Genomic DNA, 22,090 nt, shown 5'->3' with positions numbered 1-22,090 from the left:
GCAAATTCGTGTATTTATGTTTATAAGAATTATTTTTTCAATTGTCACCATTTTCTTAATGAGCCTGATTTCTGCGCAGACTTATGAAATCCAGTATGTAAGTTCCTATAACGGCAAACTGCAATCCGATCAGCCAGCCACAATAGTCTGGGCCAACGGGAAAGAAAGCTTTATTCTAAACAGCACCATTAAAGAACAGAAAAGCAGTTATCCTTTTGAGGTGACTAAGATTGAGAGACCTTCCAATACAATAGTTTCCTATGGTTTTTTAAAGCCCGGAGAAATTATTTCCAGTTCAGATGCAGAGTCTGTAGGAAAACAGAATTTTGAACTCACCGGCGAAACTAAAAAAATCCTGGGTTACACCTGTAAAAAAGCCATTACCAAGGTCAATTCAAATACTATTGAAGTTTGGTATACCAATGATTTAAACCTTAAAGGCGGTCCGTCTGCTTTAGGCCAGGATCTGGGGTTGGTATTAGAGGTTGAGAGGAATAAGAATTCATTAATTACAGCTAATTCCATCAGGAAAATAAAAAATACAGGGATTGAAAAAATAATCAATACCCCTATACAATCCACAGATTTATTAGGATATAAAGATCTGCTGTGGAAAAGCAGATTTACAACATTGAACGTTTTTGATCAGGAAACGATCAATTTCTCAGAAGAATCCAAATCTGATGAAAAGGTAAAAAGATATGCCAACGGAACCATCATCCTTAAAAAGATTAAAATTCCTGCTATTGCGGAAGGGGAAAATATTTTCGCAGAGCTGAAGCAGGAATCGAACGGTGATGCCTATGACAGAACCGGAACCGTTTTTTTTATTCCACAAGATAAAGCTTTGTCTTTCTTTGACGGTTTAGAAAAGGGGATAAAAACTCTTCCTGCCTTTGACAATGGAAACGGAAAACAATACTATGGCGTATCGGCCACAAAAGATTATAATCCGTCCGTAGAAATGATGAGATTCTTTACTCCTTTTGGAATCCGGCAGTTTAATCATATCCAATTAAAAGGAAAAACCTGGCAAACTATAAATCCGTACAGACAAGATATTACAGAGTTGAAACCCTCTTTATCGGGAAAGGAAGTTTGGGTAGGGGTATTTATTGGTAATTATGATAAAGGCGGACACAAAGTAAGTCTTGAAATCACGATCCATAAAAGTGACCAGGCTGTTCATAAAAACAATGTGGCTATTCCTTTATTCAATACCTTAAATAGTATGGAAATGGCCGGTCAGGATTATTCTACGATGTTTAATAAAGATCAGGGTCTTTGGGTTGATTTCACCTTGGAAAAGGAAATAAAGAATGCTCAGCTGAGATATACCACTACCGGCCATGGAGGCTGGGAAAATGGTGATGAGTTTGTGCCTAAGGTCAACACCGTTTCTATGGATGGGAAAACAGTCTTTTCCTTTGTTCCATGGAGAACAGATTGTGGTTCTTACCGTTTATACAATCCGGCATCGGGAAATTTCCAGGATGGACTTTCTTCTTCTGACCTCAGCAGGTCAAACTGGTGCCCCGGAACGGTTACTAACCCTGAATTTATTCCTCTTGGCGATCTGAAGCCAGGAAAGCACAGTATACAGATCAAAATTCCACAAGGCCCTACGGAAGGAACAAGTTTCAGTTCATGGAATGTTTCGGGAGTTTTACTGGGGGTACAATAAAAACAAAACCTTCTTGCATGAGAATTGCAAGAAGGTAAAAACACAAATGATGAAAAAAAATTATTTCGAGCCACAAAGTAAGGGTTAAAATTCATTAAATAAATTACCATATATTAATAAATATGTCATTTTTATTTTGTATATGGATATTACATACCTTTGGCCAACGAAAAAAATCAATCAAAAACATACAAATTACCACAAATAGTTAATATTTTTCTTTTTAAATAATTATTTAATTAAAAAAATTAACTTTTAAATATTTTTTATTGTTATTTATAAACAACACATTTACTTTTGTTTCATAAATAATAAGAACATGTGTGGAATTGTATGTCTATTTGACGCCAAACAAAAAACCGAAATATTAAGACCTCAGGTTTTAGAAATGTCAAAAAAAATCCGTCACAGGGGACCGGATTGGAGTGGTGTATTTCAGGATGAGAAAGTAGTTTTCTCTCACGAAAGACTTGCCATTGTGGATCCTACTTCAGGAAAGCAACCCTTATTTACAAAAGACGGAAAAGTAGTATTAGCTGTAAACGGTGAAATCTACAACCATAGAGAATTAAAAGAAGAATTTCTTGACTATGAGTTTCAGACTCAGTCTGACTGTGAAGTAATCTTAGCCCTTTACAGAAAATACGGAAAAAATTTCGTTGAAAAACTGAATGGGATTTTCGCATTCGCATTATATGATACTGAAAACGAAGTATACCTGATTGCCCGCGACCATATGGGAATCTGTCCTCTTTATCAGGGGTGGGACAAAAACGGCAATTATTATGTAGCTTCCGAGCTAAAGGCACTGGAAGGTGTATGTAAAACAATAGAAACATTTTTACCGGGACATTTAGTGTATAGCAAAGATGGCAGCGAACTTCAGCAATGGTACACAAGAGCATGGGAAAGCTTCGACCATGTAAAAGATAATACAACTGATATTGCCAAGATCAGAAAGGGTCTTGAAGATGCAGTCCACAGACAATTGATGAGTGATGTTCCTTATGGTGTGCTTCTCTCCGGAGGCTTAGATTCTTCCGTAATTTCTGCTATTACTGCAAAATTTGCGAGACAAAGAGTGGAAAGTGGAGACACCCAGGAAGCATGGTATCCAAGACTTCACAGTTTTGCTGTAGGGCTTGTAGGATCACCTGATCTGGTGGCTGCACAAAAAGCAGCAGAACATATCGGATCTGTTCATCATGAAGTAAACTTTACTGTTCAGGAGGGACTTGATGCTGTACGTGATGTAATTTATCACCTGGAAACCTATGATGTAACAACCATCAGGGCTTCTACCCCAATGTATCTTTTGGCAAGAGTCATCAAATCTATGGGAATCAAAATGGTACTTTCCGGGGAAGGTTCTGATGAGCTTTTTGGTGGATATTTGTATTTCCATAAAGCGCCTGACGCTAAGGAGTTCCATGATGAAACAGTAAGAAAACTGAGCAAGCTTCACCTGTACGATTGTTTAAGAGCCAATAAAGCATTAATGAGCTGGGGAATAGAAGGCAGAGTTCCTTTTCTGGATAAAGAATTCATGGATATTGCGATGACCCTTAACCCAAAAGATAAAATGATCAATACCGCTGAAGGAAAAATTGAAAAATGGGTATTGAGAAAAGCATTTGAAGATCTTCTTCCGCCCTCTATCGCCTGGAGACAGAAAGAACAATTCTCAGACGGTGTAGGATATTCGTGGATCGATACTTTAAAAGAAGTAGCAGAAAAAGAAGTAACTGATGAAATGATGGCTAGTGCAAAATTCAGGTTCCCGCTGAACACGCCTCAAAACAAAGAGGAATACCGGTACAGAACTATTTTTGAAGAACATTTCCCAAGTGAAACTGCAGCTGCAACAGTGCCTTCTGTACCTTCTGTAGCCTGCTCCACTCCTATTGCTCTGGAATGGGACGAAGCCTTCAAAAAAATGAACGACCCAAGCGGAAGATCTGTAAAAGTACATGAAACATCTTATTAGGAACGAAGTTTGACATTAGCGGGATAGGAAATGTAAGGCAGATCGGAGTTTTTTCTTTTAAATTTCTGCCTTTACAATCCAGCTTCTCATATAATAATTTATCAATCCTGTAGCAATACAGGATTTTCTTTTGAATTAACGATAACAATATCAACAGAATTTAGGTGACAATCAAAAATAATATCTAATAAATAATTATATTTGGAAAACGAAAATATCAATTATAAAAAAATGAGAAGAAACCTTACTGTTTTGTTTGCCTTATTATCTATAAGTTTTGCTTTTGGACAGGGAAAATTTGGCAAATACCTGAATTCAAAAAAGCTGGCTTTAGCCTACAAAAGTGTGAAAGATGTTGATAAAGATGACTATTATCAACAATTCTACTGGCTGGTAAAAGCAGAACAGCTTAAAACGTATCCTCACCTTAAAGATGTAAAACCGGTAGTATTATATGAGTTTGTAAAGAAAGTAAACCCTCAGAATCCTACAAAAAAGCTGGATGACAGAAGTAAAGAATTGAGAGCTACAGCAGAATTATCATTGAATCAATATTTTAAAAATAAAAAATTTGAAAACAATTCTGTTTTAATGTATAACCTTGAAACCTATGTAGATCCTTCTAAAGGACAATATTACACAAAGGTTGATCCGGAAAAAATCAAGGAGCTGGTTCCAAAAGAATTGTTTGCTTTCAATTCTAACAACAGAAATATAGGTGAAGAGAAAACATACTATCTGTGGATTGATAAGAAAAAAGATGATTTCAACATTGTAGATATCATCCCCAACGAAAAAGAAGATAAAGCATTCTACACAAGGTTAAGACAATATCTTCCGAACTATAAATTCTCTAAATACGTTCCTTCCGTTAAAAAAGGAAACAAGTCTGACAAAACGGATCTGGATTATTATTATATCATGCCGTTTGAGCAGAATACCGATAATATTGAATATAAAACAAAAGATTTCAAAACCTATATTCTAAGCCAGTACAGAAAAGCTGGTGATGAATGGAAAGGAGTAGAAAAACCTAGAAAATAAATCAAAAAGTCCTGTGATATCTCGCAGGACTTTTTTAATTTTATATGGATTTCTTTATCTAAAGATTTAAACTGCTTAAAGCAAGCATTTTTCTTCAAATAAATAAGCCTGGAAGGTTTTAGATATTCCAGCCTATATAAAATGACAGAAGCGACAACTCCACAACAGACCTCAATAAAGAAAATTCTTCCGCTGATCCTGGCTACAGCTATTTTTATGCAAATGCTGGATTCAACGATTCTGAACACATCCCTACCCTCCATAGCAAAAGACCTTCATGAATCTCCACTTAATATGCAGAACGCTATCATCAGCTATGTTCTGACCCTGGCGGTTTTCATGCCTGCCAGTGGATTTTTGGCAGACAGGTTTGGAACAAAAAAAATATTTATTTTCTCTTTGGTACTCTTCAGCCTGGGTTCTTTATTCTGTTCGTTATCTCAGAATCTCACCCAATTGGTAATTTCAAGAGTTGTTCAGGGTGTTGGAGGAAGTTTAATGACTCCTGTGGGTAAACTGGCCCTCATTAAAACCTTTGATAAAAATGAATTGCTTAAAGCGATGAATTTTGCCATTATTCCGGCACTTATCGGCCCGGTACTGGGTCCGCTGGTGGGTGGTTATATGGTGGATTATCTTTCATGGCACTGGATATTCCTGATTAACATACCCATCGGGATTTTAGGGATTGTTCTGGGATTAAAATTTATGCCTAATTATAAATCCGAAAATGTAGATTTTGATTTAAAAGGCTTTTTAATCTTTGCCGCCTCTTCTCTTCTTCTTTCTGTTTCACTGGAACTTTTCGGAGATATACAGAATATTACCCCGGTACTTCTGGTCTTTATTATGGGCTTCCTGTTTCTTTATTATTACTATAAACATGCAAAAAGAGGAGGAAATCCTATCTTCCCTCTGAATTTATTTCAGGTAAGAACGTTCCGTGTAGGAATTGTAGGAAACCTGGCTACAAGGCTTGGGATCAGCTCCGTACCATTACTGCTTCCGCTGATGATTCAGATTGCCTACAAACAGTCGGCAGTCACTTCCGGATGGATCATTGCTCCTATGGCTTTAACGGCCATTTTCGGAAAATCTTCTGTTATCAAAATTCTTGACAAATATGGTTATCGGCAGACTTTAATGGTAAATACCTTCATCATCGGAACCCTGATCTGTCTTTTGGCTATTCCAGATATTCATACTTCTTTATATTGGTTTGTTCCTATTATTGCGATTTTAGGATTCTTCAACTCTATCCAGTTTACTTCCATGAATACAATTTCCATAGCAGATCTCCGGAATTTTCAGACCAGCAGCGGTAATTCTTTAATTTCCGTGAATCAGCAGCTCGCTATCGGTTTCGGAATTGCTTTCGGACTGATTGTTTTAAAAATATTTGAAAACACAGATCTGATTCATGGTGAAATCCACAATGCTTTCCGCTGGACTTTTCTTACTGTAGGAATATTAACTATTTTATCCGGCTTTGTCTTCAGAAGGCTCCATATTTCGGATGGCAAGAATATGAAATCCAAGGAGGATTAATTCATTTTCCAAAAATGTGTGCTTATAAAGCATATAATCTCCATATACCATTCCTTTACCCAACAGTTTTCATGTTCCGTAACTTTGTGATTACCTCCGTATTTTATTACGAACTTAACACAGATCAATGTATTTTAGTCTTAGCTATGGTATTTTTGTGTTTATAAATCAACAATATGATGGCAACTAAAAAAGTAGAAATTGTAGTATCTCCGAGACCTGCACATTTTGTAGGCGACGGTTTTAGAGTTCATAATTTTATCCCGGGAGTACACGGATTAGACATGAAAAGAATGGATCCATTCATTATGCTTGATTACAACTCAAAGTTTCATTTTAATGGGTCAGAAACACCAAGAGGTGTAGGAGTACATCCGCACAGAGGTTTTGAAACAGTTACCATTGCCTATAACGGAAAAGTAGAACATCATGACAGTGCCGGTGGAGGCGGAATTATAGGTGAGGGTGACGTACAATGGATGACAGCTGCAAAAGGAGTTCTGCATAAAGAATATCACGAAACGGAATGGTCTAAAAAAGGAGGAATCTTTCAAATGGTTCAGCTTTGGGTAAACCTTCCTGCAAAAGACAAGATGAGCACTCCAAAATACCAGGCTATTGAAAATTCTAGCATGGAAAGAGTAGATTTAGGGAATAACGGACTGGTGGAAATTATTGCAGGAGAATATAAAGGGCACAAAGGTCCTGCCACTACTTTCACTCCCGTTCACATGATGAATGCAAAGCTTAAAGCGGGAGGAAAAGCAGAGTTTAATTTCCCCGCACACTTCAATACCGCCGCTTTGGTGATTGAAGGAAGTATCATCATCAATGGAGAAGAAAAAGTAAAAACGGATCATCTGGCTTTGTTTAAAAATGAAGGCGACACTTTCACTATTGAGGCTACTGAAGATGCTGTTGTTTTAATTCTCAGCGGGGAGCCGATCAGTGAACCCATTTATCCTCATGGCCCATTTGTAATGAATTCGAGAGAAGAAATCATGCAGGCTTTTGAAGATTTTAATACCGGAAAATTCGGTTACCTGGAAGATTAGCAGAATTAAAATTTTCTTAATCTTTACTTATTCCTTTTTTACTAACTTTATACGATGTTAGGTTAAACATAGATGTTCATTGAATAGACTTACTATTTAATAAGCACTATTTAAAAATTACTATAGTAGATCATTGATGATTTATTGACAACTTTATATAGTACAGAAATCTGTAAGGTTGTCAATAAATCATTCTTATCCACCAGACAAAATTTAGCAGCCTATTATTTTTTAATACCAAAGTTTATGAAACCAGAATTTGAAAATATACCTCTTGTAAAAACAGATACAAGATTTGAAATAGAATTTAACGGACATTATGCATTCATTGATTATCGCGAAACAACTCACCAAATTGCTCTGATTCATACGGAAGCCGAACCGGAGCTTGCAGGAACCGGGGCAGCCGTAGCCGTGGTAGAAAAAACACTGAGCTTTATTGAGGAAAGCGGAAAAAAACTTTTACCATTTTGTCCTTATGTTTTCGCTTATATCAAAAAACATCCGGAATGGAAACGTATTGTTGATGAAAAATTTGAAGGATATCATCAACTTTAATTCCGCCATACAAGTATTTCAATTGAATTAAACCATAAAAAAGTATTAGTATACTATGTCAAATATTGGACTTATCATCGAAGAGAAAGCAGCAGATATTGGAAATTTCCTGGTAGGAAGACTTCTTCCTTTCCGCGAGAAAAGAGCAGTCGGTCCTTTCGTTTTTATCGACCACATGGGACCTTCGGAGCTAAAAGATTATCAAAACCTTGATGTTCCGCCCCATCCGCATATTGGATTATCAACATTAACCTATCTGCTTGAAGGATCTATTTTTCATAGAGACAGCATAGGAAGTGCTGTTGAAATAAAGCCCGGTGCTGTTAATTGGATGACCGCCGGAAAAGGTGTGGTACATTCTGAAAGAACTCCCGAATATTTAAGGCACAGCGATAAAAAACTCCATGGATTTCAGATCTGGGTAGGTCTTCCAAAGCATCTCGAGCAGTCTGAGCCTACTTTTCACCATATCGAAGAAAATGATATTCCGGTTTGGGAAGAGGATGGTATTCAGTATAAACTAATTGCCGGTGAGGCATTTGGTAAAACATCTCCTGTCCCTGTACACAGCAAGCTTTTTTTCCTTGAGATTAAGACAAAAGAAGCTAAAAAAATAAGCATAGGAAAAGACCTTTATGGGGAAGCTGCCATGTATGTTCTGGATGGAACAGTAACTACGGATGGAAATTCTTATGGTTCAAAACAGCTTATGATTGCAAAAGATACAAAGCTTTGTGAATTCGAGATGAGTGAAAACGGTACGGTTTATCTCTTTGGAGGAGAACCTTTTGATGAAGAGCGTTTTATATTCTGGAATTTTGTAAACTCTGATAAAGAGATGCTGGATCAGGCTAAAGTAAACTGGAATGATCAGAATCATGAGGCATTTCCTTTGGTTCCCGGTGACGAACAGGAATACGTTCCACTTCCCAAAGCTATTTTAAACAGAAAATAAATTCATTCATCCAGCATTATAAACCATGAAAATATTAGCATTTGCAGGAAGTACTTCTTCCACTTCTATCAATAGAGAACTGGTAAAGTTTGTCTTAAAGGATTTTCAGAATGAAGAGATCAATTTTATTGACCTCAATAATTTTACCATGCCTGTTTTTTCCGTAGATCTTGAAAAGAAAGGTTTTCCGGATGAAGCGCACCAGTTTCTACAAGTGATTGAAGAATGCGATGTCATTATCTGCTCTCTTGCCGAACACAACAGATCGTACACCGCAGCATTTAAAAATGTTTTCGATTGGGCTTCAAGGATTAATGTAAAGGTATTTCAGAATAAGCCTATGCTTTTGATGAGTACTTCTCCCGGCGGTTATGGTGGCGGAAATGTAATGAATACAGCAAAGACATTTTTCCCTCAGTTTGCAGCAGATATCAAAGATACTTTCTCGCTGCCTAAATTTTATGAAAATTTCGATCTTGAAACCGGTGTTATTAATCCTGACATGCTGAATGATTTGAAAACCAAGATAGCCAATTTTAAATCCCAGCTTAAAAACTAATGAATAAAGGAAGACTGGAGGCGTTCAGTGACGGTGTTTTGGCCATCATTATTACCATTATGGTACTTGAACTGAAAGTACCGGAGGGCAGCAGCTGGTCCAGCCTCAAACCCCTTCTTCCAAAATTTTTAGCCTATGTTTTCAGTTTTATCTATGTGGGAATCTATTGGAATAACCACCATCACCTGTTTCAGACGGTAAAAAAAGTAAACGGCAGTATTCTTTGGGCTAATCTTCATCTTCTGTTCTGGCTCTCTATGATGCCTATTGCAACGGAGTGGATCGGAAATACCGGTTTTGCCAAGAATCCGGTAGCAGCATATGGTCTGGGACTTATCATGGCTGCCATTGCCTACACCATTCTGGAGCACGTCATTATCCGGTGTGAGGGTGAAAATTCAACGTTGAAAGAAGCAATACATTCGAAATATAAAGAGTATATCTCTATTATATTTTATGTTCTGGGCATCGCTACTTCATTTTTTTATCCTTATATTGCCATAGGTTTTTATTATATCGTGGCTCTCATATGGCTGATTCCGGACAGAAGAATCGAAAAAACATTAAAAGAAAATTAATATGGAAACACACGAATATCCCAACGGCGACATTACTGTCATCTGGCAGCCTCAAAAGTGTATCCACTCGGCTGTATGCGTAAAAATGCTTCCAAAAGTCTACAATCCTAAAGACAGACCGTGGATAAAAGCAGAAAACGCAACACCTGGAGAACTTAAAGAACAAATAGATCAATGCCCTTCAGGAGCATTAAGTTATAAATTCAACATACAAAAATAATGGCGGTAACGGTAAAAGCAAGTTTAGGAAAAACAAAATATTATACAGAGGTAACGGCCGGTGACAATACAATTATTACCGACGAACCTATTGATAAAGGCGGACAGAACAAAGGTTTCAATCCTCTGGAAATTCTGGCAACCTCTCTGGCAAGCTGTACAGCAGCCACTTTAAGAATGTATATCGAAAGAAAAGAATGGGAGGTGGAAAACATCAATGTAGAGGTGGAACTTGAAAATTATCCGCTGACCAAAAGAGCGATTTTCAAAAGAGACATTACCTTTGATGGAGTTCTGGATGATGAGCAGATGAAAAGACTGCACACCATTGCTGATGCCTGCCCTGTTCATAAAATACTAACCAACGATATAGAAATACTAACTAAATTCTCATAATATGATCGAAGTAAAACAAAACAACGACGAGAAACACGGAAGTTTTGAAGCTTTCATAGATGGAAGACGCGCAGGAATGATGACTTACACTTGGGCAGGAGAAGAAAGATTTATTATTGACCACACTGAAGTGGAAGAAGCCTACAATGGAAAAGGAGTAGGTAAAGAAATGCTTTTGGCAGCTGTAGATTTTGCCAGAAAGAACGGAAAGAAGATTATCCCCCTCTGCCCTTTCGCTAAAGCAAGCTTCCAGAAGAGTGAGGAATTACAAGATGTTTTAGTGAATTAATCACTATTCTCCACCCTTACCATATTAACCTTTCAGTACGTATCTGGAAGGTTTTTTATTTTCCTGTTTTAAATGCAAAACCTGCAAATATTTCATGTTATCAGTCTATAAAAATCGACTCTGAAGTAAATTCCTCATTCACGACTGATCTTTTTTATATATTTGCTGAAATTTAAAATATAAGCATGAATTCCGGAACTATCCTTTTGCTATTTGTTTTTATCTATTTCATTGGTCTTTTAGTGATTTCTTATTTCACAAGCCGAAATTCTGATAATCAGTCCTTTTTCATCGGCAATAAAAAAAGTAAATGGTGGCTCGTTGCATTTGGAATGATAGGAACCAGCTTAAGTGGGGTTACTTTTATTTCCGTTCCGGGTACCGTCGGAAAAATGACCGGTTCTGAATATATTTTCGGAGGTTTCGAATATTATATGATGGTGATTGGTTTTTTCATCGGATATTTTATTGTGGCAGCCATTCTGCTTCCATTGTATTATAAGATGAACCTTACTTCCATTTATACGTATCTCGGAAAAAGGTTTAATGTGGAAGCCCATAAAATAGGATCTATATTTTTCATCATATCCAGAGCTATAGGGGCTACTGCAAGGTTATATCTTGTAGTGAATGTTTTACAGATATTTTTACTTGAGGGACTGGGTGTTCCTTTTTGGGTTACTGCTCTTGTGCTTTTGCTGATGGTTCTTTTATATACTTTTGAAGGCGGGGTAAAAACTATTGTGATTACGGATACATTGCAGACCTCTTTTATGATCATCAGTTTAGTGGCGTGTATTGTTTACATTTTATCCAATCTGAATTTATCATTTGGTGAAGCCTATACTATTTTGGAACAGAAAAACTATACGCATTTCATCAATTCTGATCCCAATTCCAAGACGTTTTTTCTAAAAACAATTGTAGGGGGAATTTTCATTACCATTGCTATGACCGGTCTGGATCAGGAAATGATGCAGAAAAACATCTCTGTGGATAACCTTAAGAACTCAAAGAAAAACATGCTGACCTTTGCAGGAACGCTTCTATTTGTTAATCTTGCATTCTTATTTCTGGGAGGCTTGCTTTATCTTTTTGCATTACAAAACGGAGCAGAATATGGAGTGATAAATTCTGAAACGGTGACCAATATTTTCGGATTTAAAGATGCATCAGGAAATATAAAAAACATTATGGGTGACGACCTTTTCCCGGCGTTATCACTTCAGGGATATTTCCCGATGGCCATTTCCATCATTTTTATTATTGGCTTAATTTCAGCATTATTCCCTTCAGCAGATGGAGCGTTAACAGCCGTGACAAGCTCATACTGTGTGGACCTTTTAAATCTTAATGAAGACAAAACCAAATCTGAAAAAGAAAAAAAACACCTCCGTATGAAAGTGCATTTGATTTTCACCGTGGTTTTCTTTATCCTGATCATGGTTTTCAAGACGATGAATGATAAATCGATTGTTTATCTTATTATGGAAGTTGCCGGATATACCTACGGACCACTTTTAGGTCTTTTTGCTTTCGGAATTTTCACCAAATTTAAAATATCAAGAAAATATTCTATTCTTATCGTAACTATTTTAGCCCCTGTCCTTACCTATCTGATCAATTTTGCGGTAACTTCTTATACCGATTACCGGATTGGCGTAGAGCTGATTGTTCTGAATGGATTGCTGACGTTTATCGGGTTGTGGCTGGTAAAGGATAAACAATATCTGAGAGTCGTTTAATTATAATCATTTAGCATTATTGAGGCTAATAAATAATAAAGGCTGTTTTACTCGTAAAACAGCCTTTATTATACACTTAATATGGTATTTATTCTTTAATCCACTTGATGGTTTTATCCATATTTTTAGTTTTAACATTAATTAAATAATCTCCTTTAACGAGGTGGGTTAAATTAAAGGTACCCACTTGATCATGATCCGGTTTATTATTGGGCTTATTCAATACCAGTTTTCCACTTGCATCATAGATCGCTATATCATAAACATCATTTGAATTGGTAAACTTGATATTCAGAAGACCTTTGCTCGGATTAGGATATACTACAAATACATCGTTATTTCCTTTAGTTTCGTTAACCCCCAACACCCTGTTAATAGTGAAATTGACAGGGTTAATATTATAAAAAACGTTCCCCTCTCCTGCCACCATAATTCTGGCTTGTGAGGTACTCACATTAGGAATGGTAACTGTTTCCGAGCCATCATTTGGTGTAGAAGCTACAATTGTAGTAGGATAAGTGAGCCCACCGTCTGTTGAAAGTAAAATACTTACATTGGCACAGCTTACAGGAGCGGCAGTGGTATTGGCAACATCCCAGGTTATTGTTTGAGAAGTGTCACCATTCCAGCTTACAGCTGAAACAGGCGCTGTAACCAAGAACGGACCTGAATTTCCGTCAACAGTAACAGAGGCATCATCATTGGCAACTCCGCCACAACCGGCATTATTATCTCTCACGGTCAGTCTGAATTGCATAGTTCTTCCATAGGATGGTAAAATTTCTCCTTTAGTGGTAACATTATTAATCACATCTGTAATTTGTGGAAAATATCTGTAAGGAACAGTAGTAGGCATAAATGATCTGAATAAAGCAGCGTTTCCGGACGGAGCATTCCAGTTTCCTGCCGGTCCGTTATCATTTTGTTCCCAGCAATAGGTAAGGCCACTGTTTTCGGCATCTGTTGCGGAACCAGTTAATTTAAACGGTGTGCTTTTAGGTATGGTATAATTATTTCCCGCATTTACAGTAGGAGCTGTATTGGCGGCAGGAGTTATTACCTGGCATGTTGTGGATTGAACTCTGTTCGTAATAGACTGAAATGAACGGGTATGAAAAATAGCAATACTATTAGGGGCTAAATTATTTGTACTGTTACAAATACCTGCATACGCCATAATGGTGATTCCGCTTCCGGGTTCTACAGCATTACTGTTACTACGATTCCCATTACAACTTCCTGTTATTGCATTAAAAGTATGAGGGCCACCAAACTGATGCCCTACTTCATGTGCAACATAATCAATATCATAAGGATCACCCACGGGGTTAGAAGAACCTGTAATACCGCTTCCCTTGTTTCCATTACTACAGATCACTCCCAATCCGGCCAATCCACCGCCACCTGTACTAAAAGTATGTCCTATATCATAGTTAGCAGCACCTATTAATGCATCAATCTGAGCCTGGCTTTCATCAATTAATGTATAGGCATCATCATTTCCGTTAAAAGGATCTGTAGTAGCATCCGTAAAGATAACATTGGTTTCATTGTCCACCAATATCAATCTTGAAGCCACCTCCTGCTCATAGACTCCATTTACCCTGTTTACCGTCGTTACAATAGCGGATAAGGTTTGGGCAACTGTAGGTGTGGCTAATCCTGTTGCAGCCATTGCATACTCACCGGTACAAGCCACAGCAAACCGGAAAACTCTAATTTGAGTCCCTACGCTTGCGGTAACTGTTTTTTGTTCGCTTTTTTTTTCTAATGTTGCATCTTCATCCTTTGTACCGCAAACTCTCGGCTGTTTATCAATTAAATCATTTTTTTTGTAAATGATATAATTATTAACATCATTTTTTGCATAAGGATCAATATACGCATCGCCTCCAACCACAGATTTTATCTGCGCATGGAAACCCAGTTCTGTAAAATCCAGCTTTACAGTAGCATATTGGTCATCCACTCCCTGCCCTGTGAAAGTAACAATTTGAGGAAACTTATCAGCCAATTGGGGAGCCATTACCGAAGATTTCCAAATCTTGAATTTTGCTTTGGTCCCGTCCGGCATAGGTAAGACAATAATGGGGGCTTTGTCTTTAACATCATTATCTCTCAGTTCCGGAACTGAATTGAAATAGCTTTTCATTCCAGCCACATCCACTGTATAGGTAAGAAATTTCTCAGGCTCTACGGTTCTGTTTTTAGGCTCAGCTTTAATGGATCTTTCATTGATCACGGTAAAAAAGTCCTGTGCTTTTCCCAGGGAAATGGATAAAATAAATATCCCCAGATAAAATAGTTGTTTAATTTTCATATTTATAGATTTGGGTTAAAAACAATACTCTAAATTACAAATAATTACGAAAATAATAAAATTACAACGAATATTATACTAAAAAATATAAAATCAATACAAGTTTATAAAAAATAATAAACAAATATAACATTACCGTAAAACAACATCTCATCTGTTTTTTGTCTAAAAATTTTCTATTTTCTATATTACAGAGAAAAATAGATACCCTATTTCCCATGCAATTAATGATAGTAACTTCTATAGAATTGTCTATTTTGAATATCTTTGCAGTGGATAATAAGAATGCAAATACTCATGCATTAAAAAAATTAAAAAACTATGAAAAAATTTGTTTCAATTTTTGTCTTCATATTGACACTAAGCTCTATAAATGCTCAGGAGAATTTTGAAGTTTCTACTTTAAGAATTGGCCCATATAAGGTTTTCATGCCAAAAGCTGAGGCTGAAAAAATTTCCGGTACACAACTGAAGACTTCAGACGGGGATAAAAAAAACATGGTGAAATACAATGGCGAAACAATCCAAATTGACATTTTCGATAATTACATTAATGAGGCCAATCCAAGCGTTCCTTCTATTTCTTATATGACGACTTCCAGTAAAAAGTTTAAAACTAAAAGTGGAATTGGAGTTGGAAGTACCAGAGATGACCTTATCAATGCTTATAGAAATTATTCCAACTTTAGCGTACGCCCGGATTGGGATCAAAATGGAAAACCTATAAAAGATACCGGTTATTTTACCCTGGAAGACAGTGATGCAGGCACACAATTAAGTTTTAAATTTATTAATAATATTGTTGCTGAAATTTCAGTTTACCTTAATGAGGGCTGCTAAAAACAGGGAAAATATGTAAATAAGTCAAAATCCGGGTTTTCATATCCGGATTTTTACATTTCCATAAGCCGGTAAAAAATTGTAAATTCGCGTGCAAATAAATCAGATATAATGAGTAAAAGTATTGAAGAGTTAAAATCTCTTACTACACAGATCAGAAGAGACATTTTAAGAATGGTTCATGCTGTTAATTCAGGCCACCCGGGCGGAAGTTTAGGTTGTACAGAATACTTCACAGCACTTTACGGAAAGGTGATGAACTATCATCTTCCTTTTACTATGGAAGGGAAAAATGAAGATCATTTTTATCTATCAAACGGGCATATTTCACCTGTTTTCTACTCTACTTTGGCAAGATTTGATTTCTTTCCGGTGGAAGAACTGAAGACGTTCAGAAAACTGGATTCAAGATTACAGGGGCACCCAACTACTCATGAGGGACTTCCTGGGATCAGAATCGCTTCAGGTTCTCTTGGACAGGGGCTTTCTGTGGCACTTGGTGTAGCACAGGGTAAAAAATTAGACGGAGATCAGTCTCTTGTTTATACACTTCACGGAGATGGCGAGCTTCAGGAGGGTCAGATCTGGGAAGCTTTAATGTATGCTGCGGCTAAAAAAGTAGACAACATTATCTCTACTATAGACTACAACGGACGTCAGATTGACGGGGATACAGATGATGTACTGACCTTAGGAAATCTTCATGCTAAACTTGAGGCTTTCGGATGGACGGTACTTGAGGAGAAAAACGGAAACGATCTTGAAGCAGTGATTGCTATTCTTGAGAAAGCAAAAACTGAAACAGGAAAAGGAAAACCTGTAGTGATCATCCTTCATACTGAAATGGGTTATGGGGTAGATTATATGATGGGAAGCCACGCATGGCATGGAAAAGCTCCTAATGATGAGCAATTGGATACAGCATTCAAACAATTGTATTTAGAAGCTCCGGCAGATTACTAATATCTTAACATCTCGATTAAAAAAATAAAAATGAAATATACATATACAGAAAAAAAAGATACACGTTCAGGATTCGGAGCAGGATTAGCAGAGCTGGCTGACAAAAACCCTAATGTAGTAGCACTTTGTGCAGACCTTATCGGTTCTTTAAAAATGGAGAAATTCATTGAGAAAGCACCGGAGAGATTCTTTCAGATAGGGATTGCTGAAGCTAATATGATGGGTATTGCTGCAGGGCTTAGCATTACAGGAAAAATTCCTTTTACAGGAACTTTCGCTAACTTTTCTACTTCAAGAGTATATGACCAGATCCGTCAGTCTATCGCTTATTCTGGGAAAAATGTAAAAATCTGTGCCTCTCACGCAGGTCTTACCTTAGGGGAAGATGGTGCTACCCACCAGGTTTTGGAAGATATCGGAATGATGAAAATGCTTCCTGGTATGACGGTAATCAATCCTTGTGACTACAACCAGACAAAGGCAGCCACTATTGCTATTGCTGATTTTGAAGGTCCTGTATATTTAAGATTCGGAAGACCTACTGTTCCGGTATTCATTCCTGAAGATATGCCTTTCGAAATTGGAAAAGGGATCATGTTGCAGGAAGGTACTGATGTAACCATTGTGGCCACAGGGCACCTTGTATGGGAATCTCTTGTTGCAGCTGAAGAGCTTGAAAAAGAAGGTATTTCTTGTGAAGTAATCAACATCCACACGATTAAACCTTTAGATGAAGAGATCATCTTAAAATCTGTTGAAAAAACAGGAAAGATTGTTACTGCTGAAGAGCACAACTACCTTGGTGGCTTAGGAGAATCTGTAGCAGGAATGCTTGCAAGACAAAGACCTACAAGACAGGAATTCGTAGCGGTAAATGATACATTCGGAGAGTCTGCAACACCTGCAGAACTGATGAAGAAGTATAAAATTGATGCTGCAGCGGTAAAAGAAGCAGTAAAAAGAATCTTAGCTAACTAAGAAAGCCTTTTTCAAATGATAATATAAAAGCCGTCTCTGTGAGACGGCTTTGTTTTTATTCAGTTAAAAGTAATTATTTCAATCCAAAGTTTTTAGAGATCCTTACTCCTATTCTTTTTTCGAAAAATCAGAGCACTATAGCTTAGAGGAACCCATAAAAATTTACCTTGTCAGAATAATCTTATGTGTATAGGTTTCCTTGTCTTTTGTTTGCACAGTCAGCATATAGACTCCTCCGGGTAATGCTGCCGGCAAATCAATGGTTTTAGATCTGAATTTCGAACGAAAAACTTCTTTCCCAAAAGTATTGTTGATGAAAATATTGGCGTCTGTAAAATCAATATTTCCTTCTAAAGTAATTTGTCCTGTGGTAGGATTAGGAAACAGGGTTAAGACTTTTTCTGCAGAAACAGTTTTCATTACCTTGGCAGAAGGTACCGTTACAGGCTGATAAACATTTTCCTGATAGGCATAATGGATTTTTAATTCATTTGTATAATAACGGGATCTTTCCATAATGAATATAACACCGTTATATGGGAGTGACGTCATAAATTCTATCGTCCCTTTATAAGGGTTTTGAGGGTCTATTTTTAGCCCACCAGAGATCGTTTCACCATTACTATTATTAGGGTTTGTCGTGCCAATATTAACCTCTTTATCAATTACCTGATCAATAGGTTTACCGTCACTGCTCACCCCAATTACAAGTTTAGTAGCGGTTTTAATAGTTGGGAATTGAAGACTTTGGCTAACAGGGACCCCATCAATCTCAGAAAGGGGCTGGATCAATTTAGAGAAATCAATTTCATTAGGCCCAACTGCATTTTGCGGATTTTGGACTGTACAACCTGGACACAGAGCAAGATGATTTTCACTACTTGCATAGACTCTATCAAGCTGATAGGCGTAATACACCCGAAGTCCACCATTAATGTTTATTCCAGTACCCACCCTCAATAAAACCCGGTCATAAGGTTTGGCCGGTGTAAATTCTATAGTCCCTCTACTGGGATCAGCTGCTCCAACTTTAAGAATCTCATTGCTAATAGGCTTGAAATCATTATTTGCTATGTTTCCGTTATAGGTTTGTACAGAAACACCTCCCAGCAATTGCACAGACAAACCGGCTTGATTCCCGCCAATACCTATCACAACTTTCGAATACGTTTTTACCGAAGGAAAAATTAGAGTTTGCTCCATACTCGCAAACAATCCTATTGGAATATTTATGGCAGCATAACTGCTTTCATCAGGCCCAACTGCATTTTCTGGATTTTCGACGGAGCAAAGAACGCAAGGTCCATAACGTTGATTACTCTGACTGCTTACATACACTTGTTGTGCATATACTAGCGTGTTCGTAAAGAACACCAATAAGGGAAACAGTATTGCCTTTCTAAAAGTGCAACCTGCTAATAAATAAATTTTCATATTATTAAGGTTTTGGGTTTAGTTTTTTGAGTTAAATTTTAAATCAAATTCTGAGTGGAAATTTTAATAAATTAAAAAAGGCACAAACAATATAAAATTTCTGACCGTTAATGATACAGTACGTTCGTAACAAGCCTCTGTCATCTGGATGAAAATATTTGGAGTTATCTACATTTAAAACTTCTTGATAGTTACAGTTCTAATACCTACCTATTCATACATTGATAAAAAGTAACTGATGTCAAGGGCAGTATAAAATAATTTAGTTGGTATTTATTTAAAAGATTAAGTCTAAATAAGATTATTAAACGAGCCAGGTACAACCTCATTCAATCTTGGCTTTCTTATACAAATGAGAAAAAATGTAGAAAAAATATTTATTCTCATAGTTATAGTTTTTTAGCATCACATCCTAAGTAAGACAACTTACTTAATTTTAGTATATCAAATATAAAAAAATATTAATTAATAAATATCAATCATAATTTATTTTACTTGAATAAATTAAATTTAATGTTTTTGTTTTATAAAAAATTAACAATGTAAACTTTCAGTTAAAGTCATATTATAAACAAAACCCCGGCTGTTTCAAAGAAACAGCCGGGGTTTATATAAGGCTTAGATATATACTATTACCGCCCTTCAGCAGTATTCATCGGAATTCCCACTGCCTGCAGTATCGGATATAATATTTCTTCTATATACTCATCTTCCCTCCTATCGGAAGCTTTAGACCCCGAAAAATAATTACTGATCCTGTAGTTTTTTACAAACTGATTTCTTTTTTTCCCAATGGAGAAACAGTAAGATCCCGATTCTTCATTCACAAAATAGGTCATTTCATCAAAGCTCATGATCTTTCTGGAGAAATACAGCTTTCTATAAATGCATTTCTGAGATTTATCAAAAATATAGGTCACCGGAATTCTGAAAATAAGATCAAAGAGGAAGTAGATCATATAAACAGCCCATAATCCCAGGGCAATCTGAAAGGTACCCGAAGACATCTGGGCTCTGTAAAAGTAAATAACAGGAAGTGCTATAACTCCAATGGCAAGCCACCATACCAAAATGCGCATAAAGCTGTATTGAGGCATTATACGGATTTCGTTTCCGTCTTCCCTGAACCTATACCGGTCTATTACGTCCATCATTCAAATTATTGCTGTTCATGATATCTTCCGTCTCATTGATCATCTTCTGTATTCCTTTGTGAGAGACGGCTTGTCCTAAAGCTAATTTTTTGTCTTTTCCGTCTACCTGAAAATGGATAGAAAGAATCACGTTGATCGTAATAAATCCCATATATTTCGTCGCCACTACTTCAAAATTCGTAAAATCCTTCAGGTGATAGGTTTTTGCAGGACTAAAAACGGTATGCTTTCCTGTAATAGTCTGCCGGTCCATATCAATAATAAACTTCTTTGTAAAGAAATTGATCACAATAAGGACAGCAACGGCTATTGTCACGTAGGATAACCATTTTAAATCTATCCTGTAAAACAATATAGTAACGGCAAGAAAAAAGATGGCCACTATAAAAACAAACACAGGCTGGTTTTTAAAAATGTATTGGTTTCCTTCTTTTTTGTAGTAGTTAAGTGTATTCATAATTAATATTTCTGTTCTTATTTGATTAAGGTTAATTTTCTCTGTCTATCTCTCGTCCCATTAGTTTTTCCAGCTTTCCGAACATATTTTCAATACTTAGTACCTCCAGGTCTGGGTGCTTTTTAAGCCATTGAGCATTCAAATCTACTATATCTTCCTCCAGGTTGTAGAATGAATCATTTTTCAGCTTGTCTCTTGTTTTATTAGGCCCAAAATACTCGCTTTCTAAAAACTTCTGCAGCTCTCCTTCTTCCAAACTTTCTACTTTGGCACATTGCTCAAGAAATAAATCCAGATTTTTTTGAGCCTTTATTTTGTTAAGTCCATCTTTTATAATGCCGTTAAGTTCAGTTGACCATCCGGAATTCCAGACAAATTGGGAAAAATTTCCGTTTTTATATTGTGACAAATAGTAATCGATAAAGTAACTGGTTATTGAATCTTCATGCATCTGATCCTGTTCCAAACCTTCTTCATTCAGCAGATTGATAACGGAGATATTAGAACTAATCACGTCATAAGGTTCATTGCTGTTAAAAGAAGTATCCGAAACAATTATTTTATTCAGTTTCATATTTTTATAATGTAAGGTGTTTTCTAAATCCACTTATGGAATATCAGCTGCCCCACGTATTCATCCATGCGAGGTATTCATCTTTATATTTATTGTTGTTGAGACCTGTAATGATATTTTCCAAATCTTCCGTTTCAAATTCATATTCTGAAACTGTAAAAATCAGGAATATATCTTCACCGGTAATCTGACTAAAGAAATTATCCTCTTTAAGCTTTTTCAATACTTCAATACAGCTTGAGTACAGTTTACTTTGAAATCCTTCAAACCATTCATCATCTTCATCATGCTCATCCAGCTCTGCTCTCAGCTGAGTACATATGGCATTAAATTCCTCTTCTGCCCCATCCATTTCATATTTCCATTCAGCCGGCTCATATTTATAGTAAAGAGCATCCTCATTATCTGCATTTTCAAGCATCACAAGAGTATTTGTAGCAGGACATACAGTCATAGCTCCTTCATCACTGTATAATGCAAAACTATAGATCTTCTCCTCACCATGTTGAGCATACATTTCCAAAAATGCTTTCTTTGTTGCTTTTTCTATCTGTTGTTTTAAAATTTCAAAATCCATCCTTTTTTTTAAAGAGCCCGTAAAATTACCCTTATCCTACTAAAGGAGCATACTAAAATACAGTAAGTCCTGTCTATTTTCCCTATTATAAACAATATGTTTTTTAAACTTTTGTTTTTTTTAATAAAATCTGTGAAAATAAACTCATTAAAGCTCACATAAGTTTTAAAAAATAA

At 36.5% G+C, this 22,090-nt stretch carries 22 protein-coding genes; 16 read left to right on the top strand and 6 right to left on the bottom strand.

The annotated features are described in order from the left end of the window. The first annotated feature begins 16 nt into the window (after positions 1 to 16). From MP478_RS11125 to MP478_RS11065, 13 genes are all read left to right on the top strand, one after another. Positions 17 to 1,684, top strand: a complete 1,668-nt coding sequence (locus MP478_RS11125) for a GLPGLI family protein (RefSeq protein ID WP_257200489.1) — start codon at positions 17 to 19, stop codon at positions 1,682 to 1,684. 319 nt (positions 1,685 to 2,003) lie between these two features. Continuing rightward, the gene (gene asnB / locus MP478_RS11120; protein ID WP_257200488.1) at positions 2,004 to 3,671 is read left to right on the top strand and encodes an asparagine synthase B; all 1,668 of its coding nucleotides are present in this window, start codon (positions 2,004 to 2,006) and stop codon (positions 3,669 to 3,671) included. 201 nt (positions 3,672 to 3,872) lie between these two features. Further along, positions 3,873 to 4,715, top strand: a complete 843-nt coding sequence (locus MP478_RS11115) for a hypothetical protein (RefSeq protein WP_257191506.1) — start codon at positions 3,873 to 3,875, stop codon at positions 4,713 to 4,715. Between the two features lie 141 nt (positions 4,716 to 4,856). Next, positions 4,857 to 6,263 (top strand): MFS transporter, encoded by a 1,407-nt coding sequence (locus MP478_RS11110; protein ID WP_257191505.1) that lies wholly within the window; start codon positions 4,857 to 4,859, stop codon positions 6,261 to 6,263. Positions 6,264 to 6,442: 179 nt separating this feature from the next. Then, positions 6,443 to 7,318, top strand: coding sequence for a pirin family protein (locus tag MP478_RS11105; protein WP_257200539.1), 876 nt, complete (start codon positions 6,443 to 6,445; stop codon positions 7,316 to 7,318). A 246-nt stretch (positions 7,319 to 7,564) separates the two neighbouring features. Next, positions 7,565 to 7,876 carry a GNAT family N-acetyltransferase gene (locus MP478_RS11100; protein WP_257191504.1) on the top strand — a complete coding sequence of 104 codons (312 nt, stop codon included), beginning with the start codon at positions 7,565 to 7,567 and terminating at the stop codon, positions 7,874 to 7,876. Positions 7,877 to 7,931: 55 nt separating this feature from the next. Beyond that, the gene (locus tag MP478_RS11095) at positions 7,932 to 8,831 is read left to right on the top strand and encodes a pirin family protein (RefSeq protein WP_257191503.1); all 900 of its coding nucleotides are present in this window, start codon (positions 7,932 to 7,934) and stop codon (positions 8,829 to 8,831) included. A gap of 25 nt (positions 8,832 to 8,856) precedes the next feature. Then, on the top strand, positions 8,857 to 9,390 hold the full coding sequence (locus MP478_RS11090) for an NADPH-dependent FMN reductase (protein WP_230038849.1): 534 nt from the start codon (positions 8,857 to 8,859) through the stop codon (positions 9,388 to 9,390). Then, positions 9,390 to 9,968 (top strand): TMEM175 family protein, encoded by a 579-nt coding sequence (locus MP478_RS11085; protein ID WP_257200487.1) that lies wholly within the window; start codon positions 9,390 to 9,392, stop codon positions 9,966 to 9,968. The genes MP478_RS11090 and MP478_RS11085 overlap by 1 nt, the downstream gene beginning before the upstream one ends. Before the next feature lies 1 nt (position 9,969). Further along, on the top strand, positions 9,970 to 10,188 hold the full coding sequence (locus MP478_RS11080; protein ID WP_230038845.1) for a (4Fe-4S)-binding protein: 219 nt from the start codon (positions 9,970 to 9,972) through the stop codon (positions 10,186 to 10,188). Beyond that, a complete protein-coding gene (locus MP478_RS11075) occupies positions 10,188 to 10,583 on the top strand; it encodes an OsmC family protein (protein WP_230038844.1) in 396 nt (131 codons plus the stop codon). Before MP478_RS11080 ends, MP478_RS11075 begins: the two co-directional genes overlap by 1 nt. A 1-nt stretch (position 10,584) precedes the next feature. Beyond that, positions 10,585 to 10,872, top strand: a complete 288-nt coding sequence (locus MP478_RS11070) for a GNAT family N-acetyltransferase (protein ID WP_002984420.1) — start codon at positions 10,585 to 10,587, stop codon at positions 10,870 to 10,872. Positions 10,873 to 11,057: 185 nt separating this feature from the next. Beyond that, positions 11,058 to 12,617 (top strand): sodium:solute symporter, encoded by a 1,560-nt coding sequence (locus MP478_RS11065; RefSeq protein ID WP_257200486.1) that lies wholly within the window; start codon positions 11,058 to 11,060, stop codon positions 12,615 to 12,617. Positions 12,618 to 12,705: 88 nt separating this feature from the next. On the opposite strand, the gene MP478_RS11060 is transcribed toward MP478_RS11065, so the two are convergent. Beyond that, complete coding sequence (locus tag MP478_RS11060; protein WP_257200485.1) at positions 12,706 to 14,937, bottom strand: reprolysin-like metallopeptidase; 2,232 nt, start codon at positions 14,935 to 14,937, stop codon at positions 12,706 to 12,708. 321 nt (positions 14,938 to 15,258) lie between these two features. Between MP478_RS11060 and MP478_RS11055 the strand changes: the two genes are divergently transcribed. From MP478_RS11055 to MP478_RS11045, 3 genes are all read left to right on the top strand, one after another. Beyond that, complete coding sequence (locus MP478_RS11055) at positions 15,259 to 15,777, top strand: hypothetical protein (protein ID WP_257200484.1); 519 nt, start codon at positions 15,259 to 15,261, stop codon at positions 15,775 to 15,777. A 108-nt stretch (positions 15,778 to 15,885) separates the two neighbouring features. Next, entirely contained in the window at positions 15,886 to 16,740 is an 855-nt protein-coding gene (locus tag MP478_RS11050; RefSeq protein ID WP_257200538.1) for a transketolase, read from the top strand. A gap of 30 nt (positions 16,741 to 16,770) precedes the next feature. Beyond that, the gene (locus tag MP478_RS11045; RefSeq protein WP_257191500.1) at positions 16,771 to 17,718 is read left to right on the top strand and encodes a transketolase family protein; all 948 of its coding nucleotides are present in this window, start codon (positions 16,771 to 16,773) and stop codon (positions 17,716 to 17,718) included. Positions 17,719 to 17,880: 162 nt separating this feature from the next. Here MP478_RS11045 and MP478_RS11040 read toward each other — a convergent pair whose 3' ends face one another. The 5 genes from MP478_RS11040 to MP478_RS11020 all read right to left on the bottom strand — a co-directional run bounded on the left by MP478_RS11040 (position 17,881) and on the right by MP478_RS11020 (position 21,914). Beyond that, complete coding sequence (locus MP478_RS11040) at positions 17,881 to 18,921, bottom strand: T9SS type A sorting domain-containing protein (protein WP_257191499.1); 1,041 nt, start codon at positions 18,919 to 18,921, stop codon at positions 17,881 to 17,883. 863 nt (positions 18,922 to 19,784) lie between these two features. After that, positions 19,785 to 20,306 carry a hypothetical protein gene (locus tag MP478_RS11035; RefSeq protein WP_257191498.1) on the bottom strand — a complete coding sequence of 174 codons (522 nt, stop codon included), beginning with the start codon at positions 20,304 to 20,306 and terminating at the stop codon, positions 19,785 to 19,787. Beyond that, positions 20,281 to 20,763, bottom strand: a complete 483-nt coding sequence (locus MP478_RS11030) for a hypothetical protein (protein ID WP_257191497.1) — start codon at positions 20,761 to 20,763, stop codon at positions 20,281 to 20,283. Before MP478_RS11030 ends, MP478_RS11035 begins: the two co-directional genes overlap by 26 nt. Before the next feature lie 31 nt (positions 20,764 to 20,794). Next, entirely contained in the window at positions 20,795 to 21,337 is a 543-nt protein-coding gene (locus MP478_RS11025) for a DUF4375 domain-containing protein (protein ID WP_257200483.1), read from the bottom strand. Positions 21,338 to 21,380: 43 nt separating this feature from the next. Beyond that, positions 21,381 to 21,914 carry a DUF4303 domain-containing protein gene (locus MP478_RS11020; RefSeq protein WP_257200482.1) on the bottom strand — a complete coding sequence of 178 codons (534 nt, stop codon included), beginning with the start codon at positions 21,912 to 21,914 and terminating at the stop codon, positions 21,381 to 21,383. Positions 21,915 to 22,090 lie beyond the last annotated feature (176 nt).

This window comes from Chryseobacterium sp. WG14 (genome assembly GCF_024586945.1).
GTDB lineage: Bacteria > Bacteroidota > Bacteroidia > Flavobacteriales > Weeksellaceae > Chryseobacterium.
This window is presented reverse-complemented; position numbering and strand designations above follow the sequence as displayed.